Source organism: Bradyrhizobium sp. USDA 4502, from assembly GCF_054063355.1.
Map to the genome: position 1 here is coordinate 4,525,130 of NZ_JBSSGF010000001.1, position 25,288 is coordinate 4,550,417.

General features: G+C 64.3%; 22 protein-coding genes and 1 pseudogene. 8 read left to right on the top strand and 15 right to left on the bottom strand.

The window, feature by feature from the left end:
- Window positions 1-21 precede the first annotated feature (21 nt).
- Together ACVW1B_RS21095 and ACVW1B_RS21100 are read left to right on the top strand one after the other, a co-directional pair.
- Window positions 22-816 carry an IclR family transcriptional regulator gene (locus ACVW1B_RS21095; protein ID WP_456822136.1) on the top strand — a complete coding sequence of 265 codons (795 nt, stop codon included), beginning with the start codon at window positions 22-24 and terminating at the stop codon, window positions 814-816.
- Between the two features lie 9 nt (window positions 817-825).
- Entirely contained in the window at window positions 826-972 is a 147-nt protein-coding gene (locus ACVW1B_RS21100; protein WP_456822137.1) for a hypothetical protein, read from the top strand.
- Window positions 973-1,091: 119 nt separating this feature from the next.
- Here ACVW1B_RS21100 and ACVW1B_RS21105 read toward each other — a convergent pair whose 3' ends face one another.
- The 4 genes from ACVW1B_RS21105 to ACVW1B_RS21120 all read right to left on the bottom strand — a co-directional run bounded on the left by ACVW1B_RS21105 (window position 1,092) and on the right by ACVW1B_RS21120 (window position 6,681).
- Complete coding sequence (locus ACVW1B_RS21105) at window positions 1,092-2,222, bottom strand: acyltransferase family protein (RefSeq protein WP_456822138.1); 1,131 nt, start codon at window positions 2,220-2,222, stop codon at window positions 1,092-1,094.
- A gap of 292 nt (window positions 2,223-2,514) precedes the next feature.
- The gene (gene ahcY / locus ACVW1B_RS21110; protein WP_456822139.1) at window positions 2,515-3,942 is read right to left on the bottom strand and encodes an adenosylhomocysteinase; all 1,428 of its coding nucleotides are present in this window, start codon (window positions 3,940-3,942) and stop codon (window positions 2,515-2,517) included.
- Window positions 3,943-4,068: 126 nt separating this feature from the next.
- On the bottom strand, window positions 4,069-5,265 hold the full coding sequence (gene metK, locus ACVW1B_RS21115) for a methionine adenosyltransferase (RefSeq protein ID WP_456822140.1): 1,197 nt from the start codon (window positions 5,263-5,265) through the stop codon (window positions 4,069-4,071).
- Window positions 5,266-5,325: 60 nt separating this feature from the next.
- On the bottom strand, window positions 5,326-6,681 hold the full coding sequence (locus tag ACVW1B_RS21120; protein WP_456822141.1) for a hypothetical protein: 1,356 nt from the start codon (window positions 6,679-6,681) through the stop codon (window positions 5,326-5,328).
- A gap of 197 nt (window positions 6,682-6,878) precedes the next feature.
- Here ACVW1B_RS21120 and ACVW1B_RS21125 point away from each other — a divergent pair, with 197 nt between their 5' ends.
- The gene (locus tag ACVW1B_RS21125; protein WP_456822142.1) at window positions 6,879-8,612 is read left to right on the top strand and encodes a caspase family protein; all 1,734 of its coding nucleotides are present in this window, start codon (window positions 6,879-6,881) and stop codon (window positions 8,610-8,612) included.
- Window positions 8,613-8,723: 111 nt separating this feature from the next.
- Here the strand turns inward: ACVW1B_RS21125 and ACVW1B_RS21130 are convergent, their stop codons facing one another.
- The 6 genes and pseudogenes from ACVW1B_RS21130 to ACVW1B_RS21155 form a co-directional block, all read right to left on the bottom strand.
- Window positions 8,724-9,842: a cobalamin-independent methionine synthase II family protein gene (locus ACVW1B_RS21130; RefSeq protein WP_456822143.1), complete on the bottom strand. Its 1,119-nt coding sequence runs from the start codon at window positions 9,840-9,842 to the stop codon at window positions 8,724-8,726.
- Window positions 9,843-9,861: 19 nt separating this feature from the next.
- Window positions 9,862-10,578, bottom strand: coding sequence for an ABC transporter ATP-binding protein (locus ACVW1B_RS21135; RefSeq protein WP_229191356.1), 717 nt, complete (start codon window positions 10,576-10,578; stop codon window positions 9,862-9,864).
- Window positions 10,571-11,324: pseudogene (locus tag ACVW1B_RS21140) on the bottom strand (ABC transporter ATP-binding protein). The gene ACVW1B_RS21135 and the pseudogene ACVW1B_RS21140 overlap by 8 nt, the downstream one beginning before the upstream one ends.
- Entirely contained in the window at window positions 11,321-12,352 is a 1,032-nt protein-coding gene (locus tag ACVW1B_RS21145) for a branched-chain amino acid ABC transporter permease (RefSeq protein WP_456822144.1), read from the bottom strand. Before ACVW1B_RS21145 ends, ACVW1B_RS21140 begins: the two are co-directional and overlap by 4 nt.
- 7 nt (window positions 12,353-12,359) lie before the next feature.
- Window positions 12,360-13,229 (bottom strand): branched-chain amino acid ABC transporter permease, encoded by an 870-nt coding sequence (locus tag ACVW1B_RS21150; protein ID WP_168855056.1) that lies wholly within the window; start codon window positions 13,227-13,229, stop codon window positions 12,360-12,362.
- Window positions 13,230-13,439: 210 nt separating this feature from the next.
- On the bottom strand, window positions 13,440-14,621 hold the full coding sequence (locus ACVW1B_RS21155; protein ID WP_456822145.1) for an ABC transporter substrate-binding protein: 1,182 nt from the start codon (window positions 14,619-14,621) through the stop codon (window positions 13,440-13,442).
- 375 nt (window positions 14,622-14,996) lie between these two features.
- On the opposite strand from ACVW1B_RS21155, the gene ACVW1B_RS21160 reads away from it, so the two are divergent.
- Window positions 14,997-15,275 carry a hypothetical protein gene (locus ACVW1B_RS21160; RefSeq protein ID WP_456823053.1) on the top strand — a complete coding sequence of 93 codons (279 nt, stop codon included), beginning with the start codon at window positions 14,997-14,999 and terminating at the stop codon, window positions 15,273-15,275.
- 55 nt (window positions 15,276-15,330) lie between these two features.
- Here the strand turns inward: ACVW1B_RS21160 and purU are convergent, their stop codons facing one another.
- Window positions 15,331-16,194: a formyltetrahydrofolate deformylase gene (gene purU, locus ACVW1B_RS21165; RefSeq protein WP_456822146.1), complete on the bottom strand. Its 864-nt coding sequence runs from the start codon at window positions 16,192-16,194 to the stop codon at window positions 15,331-15,333.
- Window positions 16,195-16,328: 134 nt separating this feature from the next.
- Between purU and ACVW1B_RS21170 the strand changes: the two genes are divergently transcribed.
- Window positions 16,329-17,174 carry a uroporphyrinogen-III synthase gene (locus tag ACVW1B_RS21170; RefSeq protein ID WP_456822147.1) on the top strand — a complete coding sequence of 282 codons (846 nt, stop codon included), beginning with the start codon at window positions 16,329-16,331 and terminating at the stop codon, window positions 17,172-17,174.
- Here the strand turns inward: ACVW1B_RS21170 and ACVW1B_RS21175 are convergent.
- From ACVW1B_RS21175 to ACVW1B_RS21190, 4 genes are all read right to left on the bottom strand, one after another.
- Complete coding sequence (locus ACVW1B_RS21175) at window positions 17,171-18,148, bottom strand: tripartite tricarboxylate transporter substrate binding protein (RefSeq protein WP_456822148.1); 978 nt, start codon at window positions 18,146-18,148, stop codon at window positions 17,171-17,173. The genes ACVW1B_RS21170 and ACVW1B_RS21175 overlap by 4 nt on opposite strands.
- Before the next feature lie 117 nt (window positions 18,149-18,265).
- Window positions 18,266-19,210, bottom strand: coding sequence for a GDP-L-fucose synthase (gene fcl, locus ACVW1B_RS21180; RefSeq protein ID WP_456822149.1), 945 nt, complete (start codon window positions 19,208-19,210; stop codon window positions 18,266-18,268).
- A complete protein-coding gene (gmd, locus tag ACVW1B_RS21185) occupies window positions 19,191-20,291 on the bottom strand; it encodes a GDP-mannose 4,6-dehydratase (RefSeq protein ID WP_304557736.1) in 1,101 nt (366 codons plus the stop codon). The genes fcl and gmd overlap by 20 nt, the downstream gene beginning before the upstream one ends.
- A gap of 141 nt (window positions 20,292-20,432) precedes the next feature.
- The gene (locus ACVW1B_RS21190) at window positions 20,433-21,107 is read right to left on the bottom strand and encodes a Crp/Fnr family transcriptional regulator (RefSeq protein WP_456822150.1); all 675 of its coding nucleotides are present in this window, start codon (window positions 21,105-21,107) and stop codon (window positions 20,433-20,435) included.
- A 400-nt stretch (window positions 21,108-21,507) separates the two neighbouring features.
- On the opposite strand from ACVW1B_RS21190, the gene ACVW1B_RS21195 reads away from it, so the two are divergent.
- From ACVW1B_RS21195 to ACVW1B_RS21205, 3 genes are all read left to right on the top strand, one after another.
- The gene (locus ACVW1B_RS21195) at window positions 21,508-22,329 is read left to right on the top strand and encodes an ABC transporter ATP-binding protein (RefSeq protein ID WP_456822151.1); all 822 of its coding nucleotides are present in this window, start codon (window positions 21,508-21,510) and stop codon (window positions 22,327-22,329) included.
- The gene (locus tag ACVW1B_RS21200; protein WP_456822152.1) at window positions 22,326-24,254 is read left to right on the top strand and encodes an AMP-binding protein; all 1,929 of its coding nucleotides are present in this window, start codon (window positions 22,326-22,328) and stop codon (window positions 24,252-24,254) included. The genes ACVW1B_RS21195 and ACVW1B_RS21200 overlap by 4 nt, the downstream gene beginning before the upstream one ends.
- Before the next feature lie 139 nt (window positions 24,255-24,393).
- Window positions 24,394-25,287: a branched-chain amino acid ABC transporter permease gene (locus ACVW1B_RS21205; RefSeq protein WP_028343071.1), complete on the top strand. Its 894-nt coding sequence runs from the start codon at window positions 24,394-24,396 to the stop codon at window positions 25,285-25,287.
- Window position 25,288 lies beyond the last annotated feature (1 nt).

The window sequence follows — 25,288 nt, forward strand, 5'->3', positions numbered from 1 at the left end:
TGTGGGAGCTGGCAGGGCCACATGACGAGAGAGAGCCGCGGCATACAGTCGATCGAGGTCGGCGGAGAATTGCTCCGCGCGCTAGCCCGCAGCGGCGAACCGATGATGCTGCGCGATCTCGCCCGCGAAGCCGGCATGCCGCCGGCCAAGGCGCATCCCTATCTCGTCAGCTTTTCCCGCATCGGCCTGATCGAGCAGGACGAGACCACCGGACGTTACGAGATCGGGGCGCTGGCGCTCGAGCTCGGCCTCATCAGCCTGCGCCGGCAGTCGGTCGTACGGATCGCAACGCCGCGGATCGCAGCGCTCGCCGACAGCATCAATCACGCGGTGTCGCTGTCGGTCTGGGGCACCCACGGCGCGACGGTGGTGCGGCTCGAGGAGCCGTGCCATCCGGTGCATATCGCGATGCGCGTCGGATCGGTGGTGGCGCTGCTCGAGACCGCGACCGGCCGCGCCTTCGCCGCCTTCATGCCGCCGAACGCGATCAGGACCGCGCTCGAGAGCGGCCTTGATCGCCTCGGCGTCGGCTACAATCCGAAACGTTCGCCGGCGGACGCGAAGACGGCCGAGATCCTCGCCGAGGTCCGCAGCCGCGGACTGGCGCGGGCGATCGGCGATCCGCTGCCCGGCGTCAACGCCTTCGCCGCGCCGGCGTTCGATCACACCGGCCACGTCGCGCTGGTCATCACCGCGATGGGGCCGGAAGGCACCTTCGACGTCAGCTGGGACAGCGCGATCGCCGCCGCGCTGCGCGATTGTGCGGGCGAGATCTCACGGCAACTGGGGCACGGCACGGTGCGGGCGTTGGGGTGACGCCAAGAGGTGCGACAGAACATCCTCTCGAGCGAGCCGCAGACGTTCCGGCCGTTCTTCGCGCTTGCTGACAGCGTCAACGGCGTGCAGGCGCGCTATCCCGATCCGACCCAGGGCTGGCAATACACGACGGCGCCGGCCTATATCAGCATGTAATGGGCGGAGAGATCGGCACCCAGGGAACTATCTGTCGTGGCCAGATCAGCCCGGCGCGGCATCCTACCAGCCCAGCATCCCGTCGATTGGCAACGACACCGCGTCTGGGTCCCGCGTCATTATGAATGGGACGTATGCGATGTGATCTTCACATCTAGTACTGCGGGTTGGCCATTAACTGTGTATGCTATCAATCCGCCAGGCTGGCTGATCCCGGCGCCGAGTTGGGAAGAGCGATCCGCAGAAAAGTTCTTTGCCGAGTAGCGCAAAAACCAGCGCTCCATGAGGCTATAAGACGCACCGGCCAAGATGACCGAAGCGGCGCCGACAATCGCGACAGTGGCTAAAGTGCCAAATCCTTGCCGGAGCAAAGGGTCGATCATCGGGTAGTGGAACAAATAAATTCCATACGAAATTCGACCGATGTAGACCAAAGCAGGAGTGCGCAGGACTGCGTTGAACGGCGCGTTAGCCGATACAGAGATCAACATCCAGGCGGAAAGTGCAGCTACGGCATGATAGCCGCCATGAAACAGAATTGGGCTGTACCAATTCAGCGTCAAAGCTATCACGGTCAGAGCGACAATTGGCGCAAACCACAAACGCTTCGCCCAGATCGAGACGCTCGCTGGAATGGGGCAAATCGCTAGCAAGCAACCGATGAAGAGTTCGAAGCAACGAGTGTCAAATCCATTGTAGATTCGCTGCACGGTACTGTCCTGCCAAAGCAGGATCGGCCAAGCCGCGACGGACGCGATGAGGAAGACCCAAGCGACCCAACGTGTCATCCGCATCCTCGCCGATATCACAATCGACAGGACCAACGGCCAGACTAGATAAAATTGCTCTTCGATGGCCAGTGACCACGTATGACCGAGAACCCAATCCTGGCCGGGATGCCCGAAAGCGCGAAGACAATTCATGTAGTAGAGCGCAGAGGCGCTCACGGCAGTCCAAGATGGCTCCGTGCGAAATGCGACCAGCCACCCAACGCTGACTAGTGCGAGCATCAACCAGAGAGCCGGCATCAAGCGGAGCGCGCGACGCACGTAGAAGCGGTAAAGAGAAATCCTGCCGGTCTCCCGGTACTCACTGACGAGTAGCGTTGTGATGAGGTAGCCGCTCAGCACAAAGAAGATATCGACACCGATTGCCCCGCCCGGAACTATTTGTCCTCTCGACGCATGAAATACGACGACTAACGCAACGGCGATTGCACGCAATCCATCAAATTCCGGGATTCTCTTCACTTGGCCATAGCTCCCCACCCTGGTGGAGTTGCTGTAGCCTGACGCAACCATCCCGTGCAAGTAGCCCCCGGCTAATACCTGGGTATCCACCCTTCCCGGCGGCTATTTTGGGGGTGTCATTTGATCTTGCGCGCGGTGCCATTCGTTTTTGCGCGCTACACGACGACGGGTATTTGGCGACGTCAGAGCGTCGTTCCGCCGCGGCGACAGCCCTCCGCCACCCGCGTCACCCCAGCAAAAAGCCCCGGGCGATGCCGGGGCTCTTCACGTGATCGATCGCTGCGGGCGCGGATCAGTAGCGGTAGTGATCCGACTTGTACGGACCTTCCTGCTTGACGCCGATGTAGTCGGCCTGGTCCTTGCGCAGCTCGGTCAGCTTGACGCCGATCTTGGCGAGGTGCAGGCGGGCGACCTTCTCGTCCAGCGTCTTCGGCAGCACGTAGACCTTCTTGGCGTACTTGCCGTCCTTGTTGTTGGCGAACAGCTCGATCTGCGCCAGCGTCTGGTTCGTGAAGGAGGCCGACATCACGAACGACGGGTGGCCCATCGCATTGCCGAGGTTCACGAGCCGGCCTTCCGACAGCATGATGATGCGGTGCTTGTCGGGGAACTCGATCTCGTCGACCTGCGGCTTGATGTTGGTCCACTTCAGATTGCGAAGGCTCGCGATCTGGATCTCGTTGTCGAAGTGACCGATGTTGCAGACGATGGCGCGATCCTTCATCGCGCGCATGTGCTCGATGGTGATGATGTCCTTGTTACCGGTGGCGGTGACGAAGATGTCGGCGCGCGGCGCCGCGTCTTCCATGGTCACGACCTCATAGCCTTCCATCGCCGCCTGCAGCGCGCAGATCGGATCGACCTCGGAGACCATGACGCGGCAGCCGGCCTGGCGCAGCGAGGCGGCCGAGCCCTTGCCGACGTCGCCGAAGCCGGCGACCATCGCGACTTTACCCGACAGCATCACGTCGGTGCCGCGGCGGATGCCGTCGACCAGCGACTCGCGGCAGCCATAGAGGTTGTCGAACTTCGACTTGGTGACGCTGTCGTTGACGTTGATCGCCGGGAACAGGAGCGTGCCCTTGTTGGCCATCTCGTAAAGGCGATGCACGCCCGTGGTGGTCTCTTCCGAGACGCCCTTGATGTTCTTGGCGATCTCGGCGAACCAGCCCTTCGGCTTCTCCTTCAGGAGGCGCTTGACCAGCGCGTAGAAGATCTCCTCTTCCTCGGAACCCGGCTTGTCGAGGAAGGCGGTGTCGCCCTGCTCGGCGCGGTAGCCGGCATGCACCAGCATGGTGGCGTCGCCGCCGTCATCGAGGATCATGTTCGGGGTGCCGCCGCCGTGCCAGTCGAACAGCTTTGCGGTGTAGTCCCAGTACTCGGTCAGCGTCTCGCCCTTCACGGCGAACACCGGAATGCCGGCGGCGGCGATCGCGGCCGCGGCGTGATCCTGGGTCGAATAGATGTTGCAGGAGACCCAGCGGATGTCGGCGCCGAGCGCGGCCAGCGTCTCGATCAGGACCGCGGTCTGGATCGTCATGTGCAGCGAGCCCGCGATGCGCGCGCCCTTCAGCGGCTGCTTGGGGCCGAACTCCTCGCGGGTGGCCATCAGGCCGGGCATCTCGGTCTCGGCCAGCGAGATTTCCTTGCGGCCGAAATCGGCGAGCGCAATGTCCTTGACGATGTAGTCGATGAAGCCGGGCTTCGTGGGGGCGTTCATTTGAGCGTCCTGTTGTTGAACTGGTCATTCCGGGGCGCCTCGAAGAGGCGAACCCGGAATCTCGAGGTGATGATTAGGGATTTCGGGTTCGCTCGCTCCCGCGAGCGCCCCGGAATGACGCAAGTATCAGAGCGCGCGCTTCAGCTGCTCGACGAGATCGGTCTTCTCCCAGGAGAAGCCGCCCTCATTGTCGGGCGTGCGGCCGAAATGACCGTAGGCCGAGGTGCGCGCGTAGATCGGGCGGTTGAGATCGAGATGGCTGCGGATGCCGCGCGGCGTCAGATCCATCGCCTTGGCCGCCGCCTTCTCGAGCTGATCCTCCGACACCTTACCGGTGCCGTGGGTGTCGATGTAGATCGACAGCGGACGCGCCACGCCGATCGCATAGGCGAGCTGCAGCGTGCAGCGGTCGGCGAGACCGGCCGCGACGATGTTCTTGGCGACATAACGCGCGGCATAGGCGGCCGAGCGGTCGACCTTGGTCGGATCCTTGCCGGAGAACGCGCCGCCGCCATGCGGAGCCGCGCCGCCATAGGTGTCGACGATGATCTTGCGGCCGGTCAGGCCGGAGTCGCCGTCGGGACCGCCGATGAAGAACTTGCCGGTCGGATTGATGTGCCAGATCGTCTTCTCGCTGATCCACTCCTTCGGCAGCGCCTCGCGGACATAGGGCTCGACGATGTCGCGGATCTGCTTGGACGACAGGTCCTCGACCAGATGCTGGTGCGAGACCACGATCTCGCGGACGCCGACCGGCTTGCCGTTCTCGTACTGCACCGTGACCTGGCTCTTGGAGTCCGGACCCAGCACCTTCTCGCGGCCGGAGTGGCGCGCTTCGGAGATCAGCCGCAGGATCTTGTGGGCGTAGAAAATCGGCGCCGGCATCAGGTCCGGCGTCTCGTTGGTGGCGTAACCGAACATGATGCCCTGGTCGCCGGCACCCTCTTCCTTGACCTCGCCTGGCTGCAGCGCGTCGACGCCCTGCGCGATGTCGGCCGACTGCGGATGCAGCAGGATCTCGATGTCGCAGTTCTTCCAGTGGAAGCCGTCCTGCTCGTAACCGATGTCCTTGATTGCAGAGCGAACGACGCTCTCGATGTGGTCGTTGGTGACCGAGCTCGGGCCGCGCGTTTCGCCGGCGATCACCACCTTGTTGGTGGTCGCGAGCGTCTCGCACGCCGCGCGGATCTGCCACGGGTCGATGCCCGCTTTCGGTCCCTCGCGATAGAACAGATCGACGATCTCATCCGAGATACGGTCACAGACCTTGTCCGGATGGCCTTCCGAGACCGACTCGCTGGTGAACAGGTAAGACGCGCGCATCAAGCAAACCCCTTGTTAAGTCGAAGTCCGACGTTGGTTGGTGAATATGTCCCCGGCATGTCAGTCTCGTCGCCGCGAGATGACGTAGGATTCGTCGTAGAACCACAGCCCGTTGTGTTTGCGGAGAATTTCGCGCGTGGCCTCGAGAGCTCGTCCGTTTTCGGTCGTTTCGGTCAACCGCTCATCTTCGATCTGCGCGACATACACCGCCGCATTCCACGCAGCAAAGGCCGTCGAGGTTCCGATCGAGCCGGTTACCTCATTGGGCAGCGCTTCCATATCATATCGGAAGATCGAACGGTTATCGGCGTAGGCGTTGAAGTTCAGCTCGCGGCCGGCGGAGCCCAGTTCGTATTTCACCGCGCGCAGTATCTCATGGCGGCTGACGGCGAAAGGATTTTCTCCGGGCCAGACGGCTTGAATCATTTCAAGCCCGGGATCACCGCCGTGGGAGTGGATTCCTATCAGCCGTCCGCCGCCGCGCAGCGCGCGGGCCAATGGCGCGATGATCCGCTTGGCGCGGAAGTTCACCGAGGATTTCGCACGGTAGGGCTGCGAGGCGATCACAAGATCGAAATTGGCTTCGGTGCGGCCGGCCCGCGGAATGATGGAATCGAGCAGGAACCGGTGATCGTCCCGGTACAGGACCAGCGCCACCGGCCGCTCATAGATCGGCATCGCACTGCCGGGGCTGAGATTGGCGCGCCAGTTCTGCTCCAGGAACGGACCGAGTTCGGCGATCTGGGCCTCGAACTCACCCGAGGACGCGCCCCGCAGGGCCACCTCGTGCCAGATCATGCTGGCAGCCGCCGCGGAGTTCTTGGGCGTCAGCCACGGCGCCTCGGCGTAATACATGTTGGTGAACACGAAGACGCTGGCCGGGTGCTCGAACAGGCGGTCGGGGACCTTGTCGAGGGTGAGGCGGACGTCCTCCAGGCTCAGTTCCTTGCCGGCGACATAGAACGGCATATGTGGGAAGCGGCCATGCATCGCGCGCAGGACCCGCGCCAGAACCGTGCCGTCGCCCATCCCGGCATCGAACACCCGCAGCGCCGGCGGCCGCGGATGGATGGCGGCCAATTCCAGCGCAACCCGGTCGGCGATCACCCGCTTCTCGCTGCAGGTGTGGACGAACAGCAAATAGCGCTGGCGGTTCTCGAAAAACCGGAAATTGCCCCGCGGATCGCGCTTTTCCGGAGGCACCACGAGACCGCGCGGCGGCGCCACGCCGCCCGGCGTCGAGGTCGCGATGAAGGCGTTGATGCGGTCGAGCGTATCGATCGTGATGCGCTTGCCCTCCCGCAGCCGGTACACCAGCTTGCCGTCATTGACGGCGCGGCGGCCGAACGTCGTCTCCGCCATGTCGGAGCGACGGCAGAAATCCGTGATCTGGCTGAGGATTTCGTCGTTCTTCATGGCGCCTTGGGTGGGCAGCGGCGAGTGGGACGGGAGTGGGCAGAAATGATGACTGGCGGCATCTTATCACCATTTTCCCACCAGTTGAACCCCCTCTGCCGCCCGATCACCAAACAGTCATGGACTGCCCCCTGGACCGGTCTCTTGGACCGCCCTGCCGTCGTCGATCGCCATGACGGCCTTACCCCGGATGACCGATGCGCCGCCTGCTCCTGATCCCCGCCCTCCTTGCCGCCTTGCTCTGGTCGGCGCCCTGTTTCGCCCAGGCCCGCTCCCAGCTCGGTCCGCTCTGCACGACCGAGACCACGCCGGCCGACCAGATGATCGACGCCTGCACCAAGATCATCGCGCTGAAGGTGTTTTCCGGCGAGAAGCTCGCGACCATCTATTTCTGGCGCGCGGTCGGTTGGAACAAGAAGGGCAACTACGCCCAGGTGATATCCGACGCCACCGAGGCGCTGCGCCTCAAGCCCAGCACCGCCGTCTACAATTTGCGCGGCTCAGCCTATTTCGACAAAGGCGAGTACGACATCGCGATCGCCGACTTCAACGATGCGCTGCGCATGGGGCCGCCGAGCGGCATCATTTTTCACAACCGCGGCAACGCCTATCGCAGCAAGGGCGACTATGCCAAGGCGATCGCCGACTATGACGCCGCGATCAAGGCCGGTCCGAAGTCAGCCTTCTCCTATCAGAACCGCGGCGCCTCGAAGCGGGCGCTCGGCGATCTCGACGGCGCGCTCGCCGACATCAATGAGGCGGTCAGGATCGACCCGTCGCTGCCGCAGCCGCTGATCAGCCGCGCCGTGATCTGGCGCGCCAAGGGCGAGATCGAGCGCGCGATCGCGGACACGACGGAGGCGATCCGGCTCGCCAAGGCCAAAGCGCCCGTCAACATCATGACGCCGCCCGGCAGCGTGCTGATCTCAGCCTATACCCAGCGCGGCCTCAGCTACGAAGCGAAGGGTGATGCTGCGCATGCCAAGGAAGATTACGCCTCGGTGCTCGAAGGCGTGGCATCCGATGCCGGCAGCAAGGCCAACCAGGCCACCGCGAAAGTTCGGCTCGCGCTGCTCAAGGAGACCGACGCGGCACCGCGCAAGACCGCGGCAGCGCCGGCCGCCGAGAGCAGCCCGGCCGCGCCACCGGCCGCTTCCGTCAAGACACCGGCACCAGCGCCGCCCGCCGCGGCGGCCCCGGCGGCAGCAACCGGCCGACGCCTCGCGCTGGTGATCGGCAACGGCGCCTATGCGCATGTCAAGGTGCTGCCCAATCCGGCCAACGATGCGCGCGCCATCGCCAGGAGCCTGCGCGACATCGGCTTCACCGTCTCCGAGGGACACGATCTCGATCGCGACACGATGCGGAAGACGATCAATGATTTCCTGCGCGAGGCGGCGCGGTCGCAGATCGCCGTGGTCTACTATGCCGGTCACGGCGTGCAGGTCGACGGCCGCAACTATCTCGTGCCGGTCGACATCGAGTTCAGGGCGGGCGCGCGCATGACCGACGCGATGGTCGACATGGACACGATCATGGCCGGGCTCGACGACCAGATCCGCACCAACATCCTGATCCTCGATGCCTGCCGCAACAATCCGATGGCACCGCAGCTGGCCTCCGCAGGTCCAAGCCGCGGCATCGAAGCGGGCTCCGGCCTTGCCGCGCCCGCCTCGCTCGGATCGGGCTCGACGCTCGGCGCCGGCACGCTGATCGCGTTTGCGACCGCGCCGGGCCAGGTCGCGCTCGACGGCGAAGGCGCCAACAGTCCGTTCTCGGCGGCGCTGTCGCGCCATGTCGGCACGCCCGGCCTCGAGGTGCAGCAGATGCTGACCCGGGTCCGCGCCGAAGTCGTCGCCGCGACCAAGGGCAAGCAGGTGCCGTGGTCGAATTCGTCGCTGCTCGGCGAGGTCTATCTGGCGGAGCAGTGACACAGCGCTCTCCACGTCATTGCGAGCGCAGCGAAGCAATCCATGCCTCCATGCAGGGAAAAGATGGATTGCTTCGTCGCTTCGCTCCTCGCAATGACGGAGAATGCGGCCTTACTTCCCCCACACCTCGTTCGCGACCTCGACCGCGAGCCTGAGCTTCGCCCACTGCTCTTCCTCGGAGAGGATATTGCCCTCCTCGGTTGAGGCGAAGCCGCATTGCGGGGACACTGCGAGCTGCTCGATCGGAGCGAACTTCGATGCCTCTTCCAGCCGCCGCTTGATGTCGTCCTTCTTCTCGAGCTCGCCGAACTTCGAGGTGATCACGCCGACCACCACGACCTTGTTGCCCTTGGGCAGGAAGCGCAGCGGCTCGAAGCCGCCGGCGCGGTCGGAATCATATTCGAGGAAGTAGCCGTCGTAATTGGTGCCGGCCAGCAGGGTCTCGGCGACCGGCTCGTAGCCGCCGGAGGAGATCCAGGTCGAGCGGAAATTGCCACGGCAGACATGGGTCGTGATCACCATGTCGGACGGACGGTCGGCGATCGCGTAGTTGATGACCCGGGCGTAGATCTCCTGCAGGCCATCGGGATTGTCGCCGCGGTCGCGCGACTTCTGCAATTCCTCCTGCGAGCACAGATAGGCCCACACCGTGTCGTCGAATTGCAAATAGCGGCAACCGGCGTCGTAGAACGCCTTCACCGCCTTGCGATAGGTCTTGCCGAGGTCCTGATAGAATTCCTCGAGGTCCGGATAGACCTCCTTCGAGATCAGCTTGCGGCCGCCGCGGAAATGCAGCACCGCCGGCGAGGGGATCATCATCTTCGGCGTGACATGCGCCTGGTCGGCGTACTTCTTCAGGAACCTGAAGTGATCGAGCATCGGGTGATGATCGGAGAAATCCAGCTTGCCGATCACCCTGATGGCGTCGTGCCGGGTCTGCACGCCGGCGAACTGGATACCCATGTCGGGATGGAACAGCTCGCAACCGGTCAGATGGCTGAGGAAATCGAAGTGCCACCAGGAGCGGCGGAACTCGCCGTCGGTCGCAAGCTTCAGGCCGACCGAGGCCTGCTTGTGCACGACCTTCTCGATCTCCATGTCCTCGACCTTGCGCAGTTCGTCGGCCGAGATCTCGCCCTTCTCCAATCTGGCGCGGGCCTCCTTGATCTTCGGCGGCCGCAACAAGCTACCGACCTCGTCGGCGCGGAACGGAGGCTTGGTTCGCTGCATGGTCAACTCCCGGACGTTTCTAATGTGCCTTGGCCCCGGAGACGCCGAGGTGGCGCTCGAGGACGGAGGGATCGGCTTTCAGCGCGCTGCTTGCGGCATCGTGCACGATCGTGCCGCGTTCCAATATCACAACGCGGTCGGCCAGCCCCAGAATCTTTTGCGCGTTCTGCTCGACGATGATCGAGCAGATGCCACCCGAGCGCGTGATGGTTCCGATCGCCTTTAACAATTCCTCAACGATGATCGGCGCGAGGCCTTCGGTCGGCTCGTCGAGCAGCAGCACTTTCGGATTCAGGGTCAGCGCGCGGCCGATCGCCAGCATCTGCTGCTCGCCGCCGGACAGCTGGTTGCCGAAATTGCGCCGCCGCTCCTGCAGCCGCGGAAACATCTCGTATACCCGCTCGACCGTCCACGGCCCGGGCTGCGCCACCGCGGTCATGTTCTCTTCCACCGTCAGCGAGCGGAAGATGTTGCGCTCCTGCGGCACCCAGCCGATCCCGGCGCGGGCGCGCTGGTCGGGCCGCATCGCCGTGATGTCGCGGCCTGCGAGCGCAACGCTGCCACTGAGGCGCCTGACGATGCCGACGATCGAATTGATCAGCGTGGTCTTGCCGGTACCGTTGCGGCCGAGCAGCGCGAGCACCTGGCCCTCGGCAAGCGCCAGCGACATGTCGGGCAGCACCACCGCCTCGCCGTATCCGGCACGCAGGCCCTGGATGGAAAGAAGCTCAGGCATCGGCGGCCTCGCCGAGATAGACCGCCCTCACCTGCGGATCGCGCGCGACCTCATCGGGGGCGCCCTCGGTGAGCAGGCCGCCATTGACCAGCACCGAGATGCGGTCGGCGAAGGAAAACACGAGGTCCATGTCGTGCTCGATCAGCAGCACGGTGACGTCGCGCGGCAGTGCCGCCACCGCCGCCAGGATGTCGTGACGCTCGCTCTCGGGCACGCCGGCCGCGGGCTCGTCGAGCAGCAGCACCCCGCGGCTTGGCGGCGATCGCGACCGCGATCTCGAGCAGGCGCTGCTTGCCATAGGGCAAGGTCGAGGTGGGCTCCGTCATCACGTCGAGCAGATGGAAGCGCGACAGTATCTCGGCGATCTCGGCATTGACGTCGCTCCGCGTTCCCATCCGTCGCCACCAGTCGCCGCCGCGCCCCATCCGTTCGGAGACCGCAAGCCCGATGGTTTCGAGCGGGGTCAGGTCGGGATAGAGCTGGTTGATCTGGAACGTGCGCGACAGCCCGCGCAGCACCCGCTTGTGGACGGAAAGGCCGGTGATGTCGCTGCCTTCGAGCAGGATGCGCCCGCTGTTCGGCGTTAGCACGCCGGTCAGCTGATTGATGACGGTGGTCTTGCCCGCGCCATTCGGCCCGATCAGCGCGTGGCGCGCGCCCTGCATCACCTTCAGCGAAAGATCGCGGGTGACGCGAAGGGCGCCGAAGGATTTTTCGAGGCCACGTGTTTCCAGCGCGATCGTCATGACGCGTCGTTCTCCGGCACGGCAACGGCGGCCTTGCGGCCGGCGAACTGGCGGATGATCAGGTTGGGCACGAACAGCACCCAGCGATGGATGCGCGCGCGGCCGACCAGCACGATCACGACCAGCACGAGGCCGATCCAGAACAGCCAGTATTGCGGGGTGATGCTCTGAAACAGCTCCTGCAGCATCTTGAACACGACGGCGCCGATCAGGCCGCCATAGAGATAGCCGGTGCCGCCGATCACGAGCACAAGCATCAGGTCGGCGGAGCGCTCGAAGGAAAACACGTCGAGCGAGGCGAGCGCCGTGGTCTGGGTGAACAGCGCGCCGGCGATCCCGGCATAGAAGGCCGCGAGCGTATAGACCGCGATCAGGCGACGGTTGACCGGCACGCCGATGGCGGCCGCGCGCAGCGGATTGTTCTTGATCGCGCGCAGCGACAGGCCGAACGGCGAATGCACAATGCTTCGGGCCAGCAGGAACAGGATGAACAGCACGATCAGCGAGTAGAAGAACCCGGTCTTGCCGAACATGTCGAAGGTGAACAGACCAAGGATCGGCTGCATCTCGATGCCCTGCAGCCCATCGGTGCCGCCGGTGATGTTGGAGAAGCGCTCGGCAAGCGCTTCCAGCAGCAACGCGATGCCGAGCGTCACCATCAACCGCGTCAGGTCGACGCCGCGGATGACCAGGAAGCTGGTCAGGAAGCCGAGCACCGCCGCGACCAGACCGGCGGCGACCAGCGCTATGACGGGCTCGTTGATGATGCCGTGCAGCGCCAGCAAGCCGGCCGAATAGGCGCCGACGCCGAAAAAGGCCGCGTGGCCGAGCGACACGATGCCGGCGTAGCCGAGGATCAGGTCGAGCGACAGCGCGAACAGGCCGAGCCGCACGATGTCGGTCATGATCAAATAGCGCGACGGGAACAGGAAGGCGCAGGCGAGCGCCAGCGCCCAGAACGCGACCTCGCTGACCCGCCAGCGCGCGCTGGCCATCGCGTGAGTGGAGACGTCGGACAGCGCGGTCATATCAGCCTCACCGCGCCGCGGTACGGCCGAACAGGCCGTTCGGACGCCAGAGCAGGATCACGATCATAACAGTGTAGATCACGAAGGGGCCGAGCTTCGGCACGTAATACTTGCCGGCGACGTCGGCGATGCCGAGCAGCAGCGACGCCAGGAACGGTCCGGTGATCGAGGACGAGCCGCCGACGGTGACGACGATCAGGAAGTAGATCATGAATTTCAGCGGGAAATACGGATCGAGCCCGAGGATCTCCGCGCTCAGCGCACCGCCGAGGCCAGCGAGGCCGCAGCCGAAGGCAAAGGTGAAGGCGAACACCTGCGGCACGTTGATGCCGAGCCCGATCGCGGCGCGCGGATCGTCGACCGCGGCGCGCAGCCGGCTGCCGAACCGGGTCTTGGCGAGGATCAATTGCAGCGCCAGCGTGAGGAGGCCGCAGATCGCCACGATCATCAGCCGGTAACGGCCGATGCCGACGCCGAACAGGTCGATCTGACCTTCCAGCGCCGCCGGCAGCTTGATGAAGACCCGCGACGATCCCATGATGTAATCGACCGCCGCGACCGACATGAACACCAGGCCGATCGAGAACAGCACCTGGTCGAGATGGCTGCGGCTATAGAGATGGCGGTACAGCGTGCGCTCCAGCGCGATGCCGATCACCGCGCTGCCGACAAAGGCGAGCGGCAGGCCTGCGAAGAACGGCCAGCCGGAATTATTCACCAGCACGGCACAGATATAGCCGCCGGCCATCGCGAAGGCGCCATGCGCGAGGTTGACGAAATTCATCAGCCCGAGCGTCACCGCAAGCCCGCAGGCGAGCACGAACAGCAGCATGCCGTAAGCGACGCCGTCGAACAGGTTGGTGAGGATAGAGGCCATGGAGTCAGCTTAGCCGTGAGGACGCAACAAGAACAACAGCTCGAACGTCAAGGTCATCGTCATGGCCGGGCCTGTCCCGGCCATCCCCGTCTTTCTGCTCGCCGGGAAGAAAAGACGTGGATGCCCGGCACACCTGCGCGAAGACGCGCTTCGCGCTTTTGGCCGGGCATGACGTGGTGAGGGCCGGAGCGCACGCCGCCGATGACGATGCTATTTCTTGGTCTTGCCGGAATCCTTGACGGCCTCGAAGGTCGCGAACTCGACATTGTAGAGCTCGCCGTCGACCTTCTCGACCTTGCGGATATAGATGTTCTGCACGATGTCGCGGGTTTCCGGATCGATCGAGATCGGGCCGCGCGGGCTCTCCCACTTCATGCCCTTCATCGCCTCGATCAGCTTGTCGCCGTCGGTCGCACCATTGGTCTTCTTCAGCGCCTCGTAGATCAGATGGATGCCGTCATAGCCGCTGACCGCCATGAAGCCCGGGCGGTTGCCGAACGCCTTCTTGTAGGCGGCGACGAACTCCTTGTTCATCGCGGACGGATGGGCGGCCGAATAGAGATGCGCCGTCACCGCGCCGAGCGCGGCATCGCCCATATTGTTGAGCAGATCGTCGTCCATGACGTCGCCGGGTCCGATCACCCTGATGCCGCTCTTGTCGAGCCCGCGCTCGGCATATTGCTTCATGAAGTTGCCGCCCTGCCCGGCCGGCACGAATACGAACATCGCGTCGGGCTTGGAATCCTTCATGCGCTGCAGGAACGGCGCGAAGTCCGGATTGGCGAGCGGGACCTTGACCTCTTCGACGATCTCGCCGCCGCCGGCGGTGAAGTGCTGCTTGAAGAAGGTCAGCGCATCGTTGCCGGGCGCGTAGTCGGAGGTCAGCGTCGCGACCTTCTTGATGCCGTTCTTCACCGCCCAGTCGCCGATGATGGTGGAGGACTGCGCCAGCGTGAAGCTGGTACGCACGATATAGGGCGAACGCTCGGTGATGATGGAGGTGCCGGCCGCCATCACGACTTCCGGGATCTTGGCCTGCGTCGCCAGCGGCGCCGCGGCGAGCGCCGCGGGCGTCACGCCGAAGCCGGCGATGAAATTGACCTTGTCATTGACGATCAGTTCCTGCGCGAGCCGCTTGGTGTTGTCCGGCACCGCGGCGTCGTCCTTCAGGATGATCTCGATCTTCTTGCCGGCGACGGTGTCGCCCTTCTGCTGCATGTAGAGCTTGATGGCGTTATCGATCTGCTTGCCGGTCGATGCCTGACCGCCGGTCATCGGCAGGATCAGCCCGATCTTGACGACGTCGTCCGCCCACGCCGGCAGGCTGGCGCACAACCCCGGAAGCACGGCCGAAGCGGCGCCCCACAGCAACATTTTGCGACGATTGAACATCGACGTCCCTCCCCCTTCCGTTCTTCTGCATCGAGCCTTGGTCCCCGGCTCTTGCCTTGTTTCAACTCAAGCATGCACGGCCAAGCCGCAACGCGACAAGGCGTCTCCCCGTGCCCTCTGTCAATCGGACGATGGACGTTGTGCCGCGCGCGACGCGATCGGGTTGCAGAGACAGGTATCATGGTACCAACAGCGCTCCACAAGACTCAATGCCTCCGCTAGAAGCGGTCTCGCGCATTCAAGGCCGCCGCCGGTTCGATTCATTTGTACGATCGTACAAACGCAGCGGCAATGCCAACAAACAAGCACAATTGCAGCCGAACGGTCGCGCCCGAGATCATCATCCATAAAGACCAGGGCTGTATCCTGCTTCCCATGCCAATCGTCTCGCGTCCCATCGCTGTCCTGATTGCCCTCGCGCTCGCGGCCGGCGCGCTCGGGGGATGCAGCTCCATGAACCAGAAGCTCTCGGCCGGCATGGCCGATACCATTCCATCCTGGGCCGGCGGCCTGCCGGCGGATGCGCCGCCTCGGCCGGGCACCCCCGAATACGACAAGTTCATGCAGGATCGGGAACGCAAGCGGCTGATGCCTGCGGCCCAGCGCGGCGACGAAGCGAAGCCGGCAACCGCACCGCAGGACGCGGCCCGGTGAGCGCACGGTCGGCCGGCCGCAGAGCCGGCCTTGTGCGGGCCGAGTGAAGCGCGGATCAGTCCACGAACACCACGGCCTTGCGTCCGTTGAGGATGACGCGATCGGCGAGATGGTAGCGGATCGCGCGCGCCAGCACCCGGCGCTCGATGTCGCGCCCCTTGCGCACAAGATCCTCAGGCGTGTCGCGATGGCTGATACGCTCGACGTCCTGGTCGATGATCGGCCCCTCGTCGAGATCGCTGGTGACGTAATGCGCCGTGGCGCCGATCAGCTTGACGCCGCGCTCATGCGCCTGATGGTAGGGCCTGGCGCCCTTAAAGCCCGGCAGGAAGGAATGATGGATGTTGATGCAGCGGCCCGACAGCCGTGCCGACATCTCGTCCGACAGGATCTGCATGTAGCGGGCCAGCACCACGAGGTCGGTCTTGGTATCCTGGGCCAGCTGCCACACCGCGTCTTCCTGCTGCCGCTTGGTCTCTTTCGTCACCGGCAGATGATGGAACGGGATATCGCCGAAATCGAGCGAGCCGTAGGTCTCGCGCGGATGGTTGGAGACAACAGCGGTCGGGATCATCTCGAGCTCGCCGGTGCGCCAGCGGTAGAGGATGTCGACCAGGCAATGATCGGACTTCGACACCAACAGCATCACCCGGCGGCGGCTGGCGCGATCGCGCATCTGCCATTCCATGCCGAAACGTTCGGCGATCGCGGCAAAGCCGGTCTGCAGCGCCGCGAGCTCGACCGCGAGGTCGGCCGCGGTGAACACCACGCGCATGAAGAACTTGCCGGTCTCCACGTCATCGAACTGCTGGGCGTCCAGGATGTTCTGGCCGTTATGGGCGAGAAACGTCGAGACCGCCGAGACGATCCCCGGACGGTCCGGACAGGACAGGGTCAAAACGAATTGATGATCGGGCATGCCAATTGACCAAAGCTTGAGCAGATTGGTGGAACGGTCATTTCGGCCCCCGTCTACACCGCAGGCGGCCTTGCGCCAATCCCGGTGCGGGGGTCAAATCGAACAAATGACGACAATGTTTGTTAGGGACCATCATGGCTGAACGGCTGAACGGCTACCGCATCCTGATCCTCGAAACGCGCGAGGAGGCGCAGTTTTCCCGCCTGCTCGCCGAACAGGGCGCCGACGTGCTGCAATGTCCGATGTTCACCATACACGATGCGCCTGACGCAGCGCCGATCGAGGCCTGGATTCACCGCGCCATCGAACGGCCGCTCGACGACCTCGTGCTGATGACCGGCGAAGGCCTGCGCCGGCTGATGAAGGTCGTGCGCCGGATCGGCGTCGAGCGGGAGTTCGTCGATGGCCTCGCCAAGGCGCGCAAATTCGCCCGCGGCCCCAAGCCCGGCCGGGCGCTGCGCGAGATCGGCCTGGAACCGCAAATGACCACCGAAAAGCCGACGTCCGAAGGCGTCGCCGAGATGATGTCGAAGCTCAACCTGAGCGGCCATCGGCTCGGCCTGCAGCTCTATCCGGACAAGGATCACGCCACCCTGATCGGCGCGATCAAGGCGCAGGGCGCCGAGGTCGATACGGTGCTGCCCTATGTCTATGATGCGCAGGCCGCCGACGCCAACATCGTCACCGCGATCGAGGAGATGGCGCAGGGCCGCATCGACGCGATCGCGCTCACGAGTTCGGGACAGGTTCGCCGCCTGCTCGAGGTGGCGCAGGCGCATCGATGCGAGGCGCAATTGCGCGAGGGCCTGCAACAAACGCCGATCGCCTCGGTCGGGCCCGTGGTGTCCGACGAATTGAAGACCTATGGCCTATCCACCGACATCTACCCGGCGAACGATGCGTTCTTCATGAAACCGCTGATCTCGGCAATGGCGACGGCGCTGTCGAAGGCGCCGCCGCGCGCGGCGGCGCGAAGCTAATCAACCTTGGCGCCGGCGAACTTGACCACCTTGCCCCATTTCTCGGTCTCGTCGGCCACCAGTCTGCCGAAGTCGGCAGCCGAGCCCGGCAGCATGATCGCGCCGATCTCGGTAAAGCGCGCCTTGGCCTTGGGATCGGCGAGGATTTCATTGACGGCCTTGTTGAGCCTGTCGACGATTTCAGGCGGCGTGCTCTTCGGCGCCGCAAGGCCGTACCAGGCGCTCGCCTCGTAACCCGGCAGGAAGTCGGCGACCGGCGGCAGGTCCGGAAGCACGTCCGAACGGGTCGTGCTGGTGACCGCAAGGCCGCGCAGCTTGCCGGATTTGACGTGCTCGGCGCAGGTCGGAAGATTGTCAAACATCACCTGCATCACGCCGGACAGCATATCGGTGAGCGCCGGCGCGCCGCCCCGGTAAGGCACGTGCTGCATGTTGATGCCGGTCAGCATCTTGAACAGTTCGCCCGACATGTGGATCGTCGAACCGTTGCCTGAGGACGCCATGTTGAGCTTGCCGGGATTGGCCTTTGCATAGGCGATCAACTCGGGAATCGACTTGATCGGCAGCGAGGGGTGCACCACCACGACGTTGGGAAAGCGAATGATGCCTGCGATCGGCTCCATCTCGCGTATGAAATCGAAGGGCAGCTTCTGGTAGAGTGTCGCATTGATCGCATTGGCCGGGGCGACCAGCAGCAGGGTGTAGCCGTCGGGCGCCGCGCGCAGCGCCTGCTCGGTGGCGATGTTGGTCCCGCCGCCCGGCCGGTTCTCGACAATGAAGGATTGCCCGAGCTTTTCCGACAGCCACTGCCCCATCAGGCGCGCCGTCAGGTCCGCCGAACCGCCAGGGGTATAGCCGATCACGAGGCGAACCGGCCGCGCCGGATAGGCCTCGGCAATCGCTTTTCCAAATGTGAGCGGAAGCGCCGCCGTAGCGGCTGCAAGTTGCAGGAACTGGCGGCGTAGAACCTTCATGATGTCTCCTCCGACGCACTGGCGGCTCTTGCGGCACGCTTGGGCACGCACATCCTAGCCGCGCGGCGTCGCCAAGCCGACAGATATTCTCAGTCGGAGGGCGGGAGGTTTACCGCGTCACTTCGTCTCGCGCAGATAGGCCTGGTACGCGAGGGCGATGCCATCCTCGAGCGAGGTGGTGGCGCGCCACCCGAGCCTCGCCAGCCGACCGACGTCGAGCAGCTTGCGCGGCGTGCCGTCCGGGCGCGATGTGTCGAAGCTGATCTCGCCGCGATAGCCGACGGCGGCCGCGACGACGCGCGCGAACTCGGCGATGGTGATGTCCTCGCCGGTGCCGATATTGACCAGTTCGGGCGATGAATAGGTCTTCATCAGATGGATGCAGGCGTCGGCGAGATCGTCGACATAGAGGAATTCGCGGCGCGGCGTGCCGGTGCCCCACACCGCGACGTTGCCGGCGTCCGAAACCTTGGCCTCGTGGAAGCGGCGGATCAGCGCGGCGACGACGTGGCTGTATTCGGGGTGATAGTTGTCGCCGGGACCGTAGAGATTGGTCGGCATCACGCTGATGAAATCGGCGCCGTACTGGCTGCGATAGGCCTCGGCCATCTTGATGCCGGCGATCTTGGCGATGGCATAGGGCTCGTTGGTTGGCTCCAGCGGGCCGGTCAGCATCGAATCCTCGCGCAGCGGCTGCGGCGCCAGGCGCGGATAGATGCAGGACGAGCCGAAGAACATCAGCTTCTCGCAGCCATTGGCGTGCGCTGCCTGGATCACGTTGCTCGAGATCGCCAGATTATCGTAGAGAAATTCGGCCCGCAGCGTGTTGTTGGCGACGATGCCGCCGACCTTGGCTGCGGCGAGGAACACGGCCTGCGGCCGCTTCGCGGCAAACCAGGCGTTAACCGCGGTTTGGTCGCGCAAATCGACCTCGCTGCGCGACACCGTCAGGAGATCGGCCTCCTCGCGCGCCAGCCGGCGCATCAGCGCCGAGCCGACCATGCCGCGATGGCCGGCAACGAAGACCGTCTTGCCCTTCAGCTCAAACGCCGTGCTTGCCATTGGCCGCGTCCTGCCTGGCCTCGACGAGATCGCTGGCGACCATTTCCTTCACCAGCTGCGCGAACGGCGTCTTCGGCGCCCAGCCGAGCTTGGCGCGCGCCTTGCTGGCGTCGCCAATCAGAAGATCGACCTCGGTCGGGCGGAAATAGGTCGGATCGATCTGCACCAGGGTGTTGCCGGACGCCTTGTCGACACCGACCTCCTCGACGCCCTTGCCGCGCCATTCGATGCTGCGGCCGACCTCGGCAAACGCCAGCTCGACGAACTCGCGGACCGACCGCGTCTCGCCGGTCGCGAGCACGAAGTCGCCGGGCTCGTCGACCTGCAGGATCCTGTGCATGCCCTCGACATAGTCGCGGGCGTGGCCCCAGTCGCGCTTGGCGTCGAGATTGCCGAGATAGAGCTTGTTCTCGAGGCCGACCTCGATGCGGGCGACGGCGCGGGTGATCTTGCGCGTCACGAAGGTCTCGCCGCGGATCGGGCTCTCATGGTTGAACAAGATGCCGTTGCTGGCGAACATGCCATAGGCCTCGCGGTAGTTCACCGTGATCCAGTAGCCGTAGAGCTTGGCGACGCCATAGGGCGAGCGCGGATAGAACGGCGTGGTTTCCTTCTGCGGCACCTCCTGCACGAGCCCGTAAAGCTCCGAGGTCGAGGCCTGGTAGAACCGCGTTTCCTTTTCCATGCCGAGGATGCGAATCGCCTCCAAGAGCCGCAGCACGCCGATCGCATCGGCGTTGGCAGTGTATTCCGGGCTCTCGAAACTGACCTGGACGTGGCTCTGGGCGGCGAGGTTATAGATCTCGGTCGGCCGGATCTGCTGCACCAGGCGGATCAGATTGGTCGAATCCGTCATGTCGCCATAGTGCATCAGGAACGGCACGTTGCCGGCATGCGGATCCTGGTAGAGATGGTCGACGCGCGCGGTGTTGAACGAGGACGACCGGCGCTTGATCCCGTGCACGGTGTAGCCGAGACCGAGCAGATACTCGGCGAGATACGCGCCGTCCTGCCCGGTAACGCCGGTGATCAGCGCAACGCGCCGCTTTGAGTCCTGAGCCGCCGAATCCTTAACCGCCATGTCATCTCCAGAGAGCGCGAAAACCGCGCGAATCCCGACGAGGCCGGTCTGTAGCATCCAGCCTGCCCCAAGTCTAATGGCTTAATCGTTTGAAATCAGGACTTTAGGTCTGCGAAAACGGCTCAATGCGCCCGGAACCCGTCACTCGCCGTAGTGCCGCAGCCGGTCGAGGTTGAGGATGGTCACCCCGCCATATTCGAGCCGCAACAGCCCTTCCCGCTCGAGCCGCTTCAGGCACTGGTTGGCATTCTGCCGGGAGATTCCCGACAGCGCCCCGATCTCCTCCTGGGTGATCTCAAGGTGCAGCGTCAGGTCGGGATAGAGAATCGGATTGAACAGCGAGGCGATCGAGCGCGCCAGCCGCGCCGTGGCGTCCAGCGTGCGGCCATATTCGAGCAGCGCGATGAACTGGCCGAGCCGCTCATTGAGCGAGCCGACCAGGAATCGGTTGAAGCCGACACTGTTCTCGAACAGCCAGACGAAGGTCCGGCGATCCATCATCGCCAGTCGCGTGTCGCGCAGCGCGACCACATCGTAGCGCCGGGGCTCATTCTTGAGCACGGTCCCCTCGCCGAACCACGCGCCTGCGGTGAGGCCCGCGAAACTCGCCGCCTTGCCGCCGCGCGAGACGATGCCCATGCGCGCCAGCCCGGTGACGATGCCGGTCCAATACTGGAAGTAGTCGCCGCGCATGAAGATGAATTCGTTGGCGCGATAGGATTTCTCGGTAATGCCGGCGCGTGCGATTTCGATTTCTTGCTCGCTCAGTTCGCGCGACCAGGCCGCGATGCGCCTCAGGTAATCAGCAGCAATCATTCTAGCGACGGCGTCCTACCCCAAGAGACTGCAACGATATTGCACCGCAGCAACGCCGTGCGCGAAGCCAGGGACCCGAGGCCTGGAATGCCAGCGAAAATTCCTGACCAAATGTCGGGCACATGACAATTCAACCTATCGCTTTCTCGTATTCAGAGCCACCTCGCGTAACGTCGCGCAGCTCCTTGATGGATCGCTGAAGGCGGACGACGCGAGGGACGGGCTTGCAGGCGGGTGCGGCGTTACCGCGCATGACGCAGGCGATCGGGTCAAGCGATGCTCCCGAACGCCGGCATCATTAGTCGGATGGTCTCCCTTCGGCGGCCCATGTAAGATCGAAGAGTAAGATCGAAGCGAAGATAAAGAGCGCGCCAAAGCGCCCGTATCTGGAGGGAACAGGGTGGCTAATAGTCTCGAGGTGCGCGGAGTCTCATTGCGCTTTGGCGGGGTCCGCGCGCTGACCGAGGTGAACTTCGGCGTCAACGAGGGCGAGCTGTTCTCCATCATCGGCCCGAACGGCGCCGGCAAGACCTCGATCGTCAACTGTATCTCCGGCCGCTACCGGCCGACCGAAGGCCAGCTGTTCTATCGCGGCCAGGACATTACCGGCCTCAACCCGAACGCGCGGCCCCGGCTCGGCATCGGCCGGACCTTCCAGAATCTCGCGCTGTTCCACCACATGAGCGTGCTCGACAACATCATGGTCGGCCGCCATCACCTCCTGAAGAACAACTTCATCACGGGATCGCTGTACTGGCTGACCGGCGCGCGCCGCGAGGAGCTCGAGCACCGGCGCAAGGTCGAGGAGATCATCGACTTCCTCGATCTGCAATCGGTGCGCAAGGCGACCGCCGGCACCCTGCCCTACGGCCTGCGCAAGCGCGTCGAGCTCGCCCGCGCGATGGCGCTCGAGCCGCAACTGATCCTGCTCGACGAGCCGATGGCCGGCATGAACTTCGAAGAGAAGGAAGACATGGCGCGCTACATCGTCGATCTCAACGAAGAGTTCGGCATGACGGTGATGATGATCGAGCACGACATGGGCGTCGTGATGGACATCTCCCACCGCGTCATGGTGCTCGACTTCGGCCGCAAGATCGCCGAGGGCGATCCGGCCACCGTGCTCGCCGATCCCCATGTCAAGCGCGCCTATCTCGGCGAAGAGGACGAGGCGCTGGTCGATCCCGACGACAAGCCGGCGGTGCGGGAGAGCGCCGCATGATGGACTATGCCGGTCGCGCCGCGCAGGCCGACACCTTTCCCAAGATGCTGCGCCTGAACGCGAGGGAGCACGGCCAAGAGATCGCGCTGCGCGGGAAGGATTTCGGGCTGTGGCGCGAATTCACCTGGAACAACTACCAGACCCGCACCCATGATTTCGCGCTCGGCATGGTCGAGCTCGGGCTTGGCCGCGGCGACGTGATCGGCATTATCGGCGACAACCGTCCGGACTGGGTCGCCGCCGAGATCGCGGCCCACGCGATCGGCGCGATGAGCCTCGGTCTTTATCGCGACGTGCTGGACGAGGAAGCCGCCTATCTCCTGACCTATGGCGAGGCCAAGCTGGTCTTCGCCGAGGACGAGGAACAGGTCGACAAGCTGCTCGGCCTGGCCGATCGCGTGCCCCACCTCAAGCACATCGTCTATTCCGACCCGCGCGGCATGCGCAAATACGACGATCCGCGATTGATGGAGGCGAGCAAGCTCGTTGCGCTGGGCCGCGACCGCGCCGCGCGCGAGCCTGGGCTCTACGAGCGACTGGTCGACACTACGAAGGGCGAGGACGTCGCGATCCTCTGCACCACCTCGGGCACGACGGCCAACCCGAAGCTTGCGATGCTCTCGGCCGGGCGCGTGCTGCGGCACTGCGCGACCTATCTCGCCTTCGATCCGAAGGGACCGGACGACGAATATGTCTCGGTGCTGCCGCTGCCCTGGATCATGGAACAGATCTACGCGCTGGGCAAAGGGCTGCTCTCCCGGATGAAGGTCAACTTCGTCGAAGAGCCCGACACCATGATGCACGATTTCCGCGAAATCGCGCCGACCTTCGTGCTGTTCGCGCCGCGGGTTTGGGAATCGATCGCGGCCGACGTCCGCGCCGGGGTGATGGAGGCCTCGCCGTTCAAGCAGCGGCTCTATGACCTCGGCATGAAGACCGGGCTGGCGGCGCTTGCCGAGGGCAAGCGTTCTGTGTTCGCCGACCAGCTCTTGTTCCGTGCGCTGCGCGACCGGCTCGGCTTCACGCGGCTGCGCTCGGCGGCGACCGGCGGCGCGGCGCTCGGACCGGATACCTTCAAGTTCTTCCAGGCGATGGGCGTGCCGCTGCGCACGCTGTACGGCCAGACCGAGCTGCTCGGCGCCTACACGCTGCATCCCGAAGGCAAGGTCGATCCCGACACCACCGGCGTGCCGATGGCCGAAAACATCGAGATCCGCATCGACAATGCCGACGTCAACGGCGTCGGCGAGATCGTGGTGCGGCATCCCAACATGTTCCATGGCTATTACAAGAACCTCGAAGCATCGGTCGCCGACATTAAGGACGGCTGGATGCATTCGGGCGATGCCGGCTACTACAACGACAACCGGCAGCTTGTCGTGATCGACCGCATCAAGGATCTCGCAGAGACCTCGCGCGGCGAGCGCTTCTCGCCGCAATATATCGAGAACAAGCTGAAGTTCTCGCCCTATGTCGCCGAGGCGGTGGTGCTCGGCGCCGGCCGCGACGCGCTCGCCGCGATGATCTGCATCCGCTACTCGATCATCTCGAAATGGGCGGAGAAGAACCGGATCTCGTTCACGACCTACACCGACCTGTCCTCGCGGCCCGAAGTCTATGCGCTGCTCAAGAAAGAGGTCGAGACGGTCAATGCCACCCTGCCGCCGGCGCAACGCATCTCGCGCTTCCTGCTGCTCTACAAGGAGCTCGATGCCGACGACGGCGAGCTGACCCGTACCCGAAAAGTCCGCCGCGGCGTCATCAATGAGAAATACGCCGACATCATCGATGCGATCTACCGCGGCAAGGCCAGCATCCCCGTCGACACCGTGATCCGCTTCCAGGACGGCTCGACCCAGCGCGTCCGCACCACGCTCGAGGTCGTCGATCTCGGCCGCGCCGTGCTCGCGGAGGCCGCGGAATGAGACCGTCGATGATAGCAAGCTCGATCGTCATGCGCGGGCTTGACCCGCGCATCCATCCTCTTCGCAAGGACGGCTTTCTTGCGCGATGGATCGCCGGGTCAAGCCCGGCGATGACGAGCCACAAATTCGGCGAGACCCCATGAACACCCAGTTCCTGATCCAGCTGATCGTCAATGGCCTCGTGGTCGGCACGCTGTATGGCGTGGTCGCGATGTCGTTCGTGCTGATCTACAAGGCGACACAGGTCGTGAACTTCGCGCAGGGCGAATTGCTGCTGGTCGGCGCCTGGGTGTGCTGGGCGCTGCTGACGAAGTATCAGGTGCCGTTCTGGGTCGGCATGCCGATCACGCTGGTCTTCATGTTCATCTTCGGCATCGCGATCCAGGTCGTGATCCTGCGTCCGATGATCGGCGAGCCGATCATTTCCGTGATCATGGTGACGATCGGCCTGTCGACGGTGTTCCAGGCCGCGCTGAAGTGGATCTTCGGCGTCAACCCGCAGCCGTTCCCGCGCGTGTTCCAGAGCCAGTCGGTCAGCCTGTTCGGGCTGCAGATCCAGACCGTCTATGTCATGAGCCTCGTGGTCTCGCTCGCCATGATGGTCGGCATGGCCTGGTTCTTCCGCGCCTCCAAATATGGCCTTGCGATGCGCGCCACCGCCTTCAACCAGCAGGTCGCGCAGTCGCTCGGCATTTCCGTCAAGAACGTGTTCGCGATGGCGTGGGCGATCTCGGCCACCGTCTCGGCGGTCGCCGGTGTCGTGGTCGCCGTGGTCAACGGCGTGTCGTCCGGCCTCTCCGCCTACGGCATCAAGGTGTTTCCGGCCGCGATCCTGGGCGGGCTCGACTCGGTCGGCGGCGCCGTGCTCGGCGGCATCATCATCGGGCTGTTGGAAAACGTCGCCCAGTATGTCGACAGCCAGTACCTGCACTGGGGCAATCTCTACGAGATCGCGCCGTTCTACGTCCTGATCATCATCCTGATGATCAAGCCGTACGGCCTGTTCGGCACCAAGGATATTGAGCGGGTCTGAT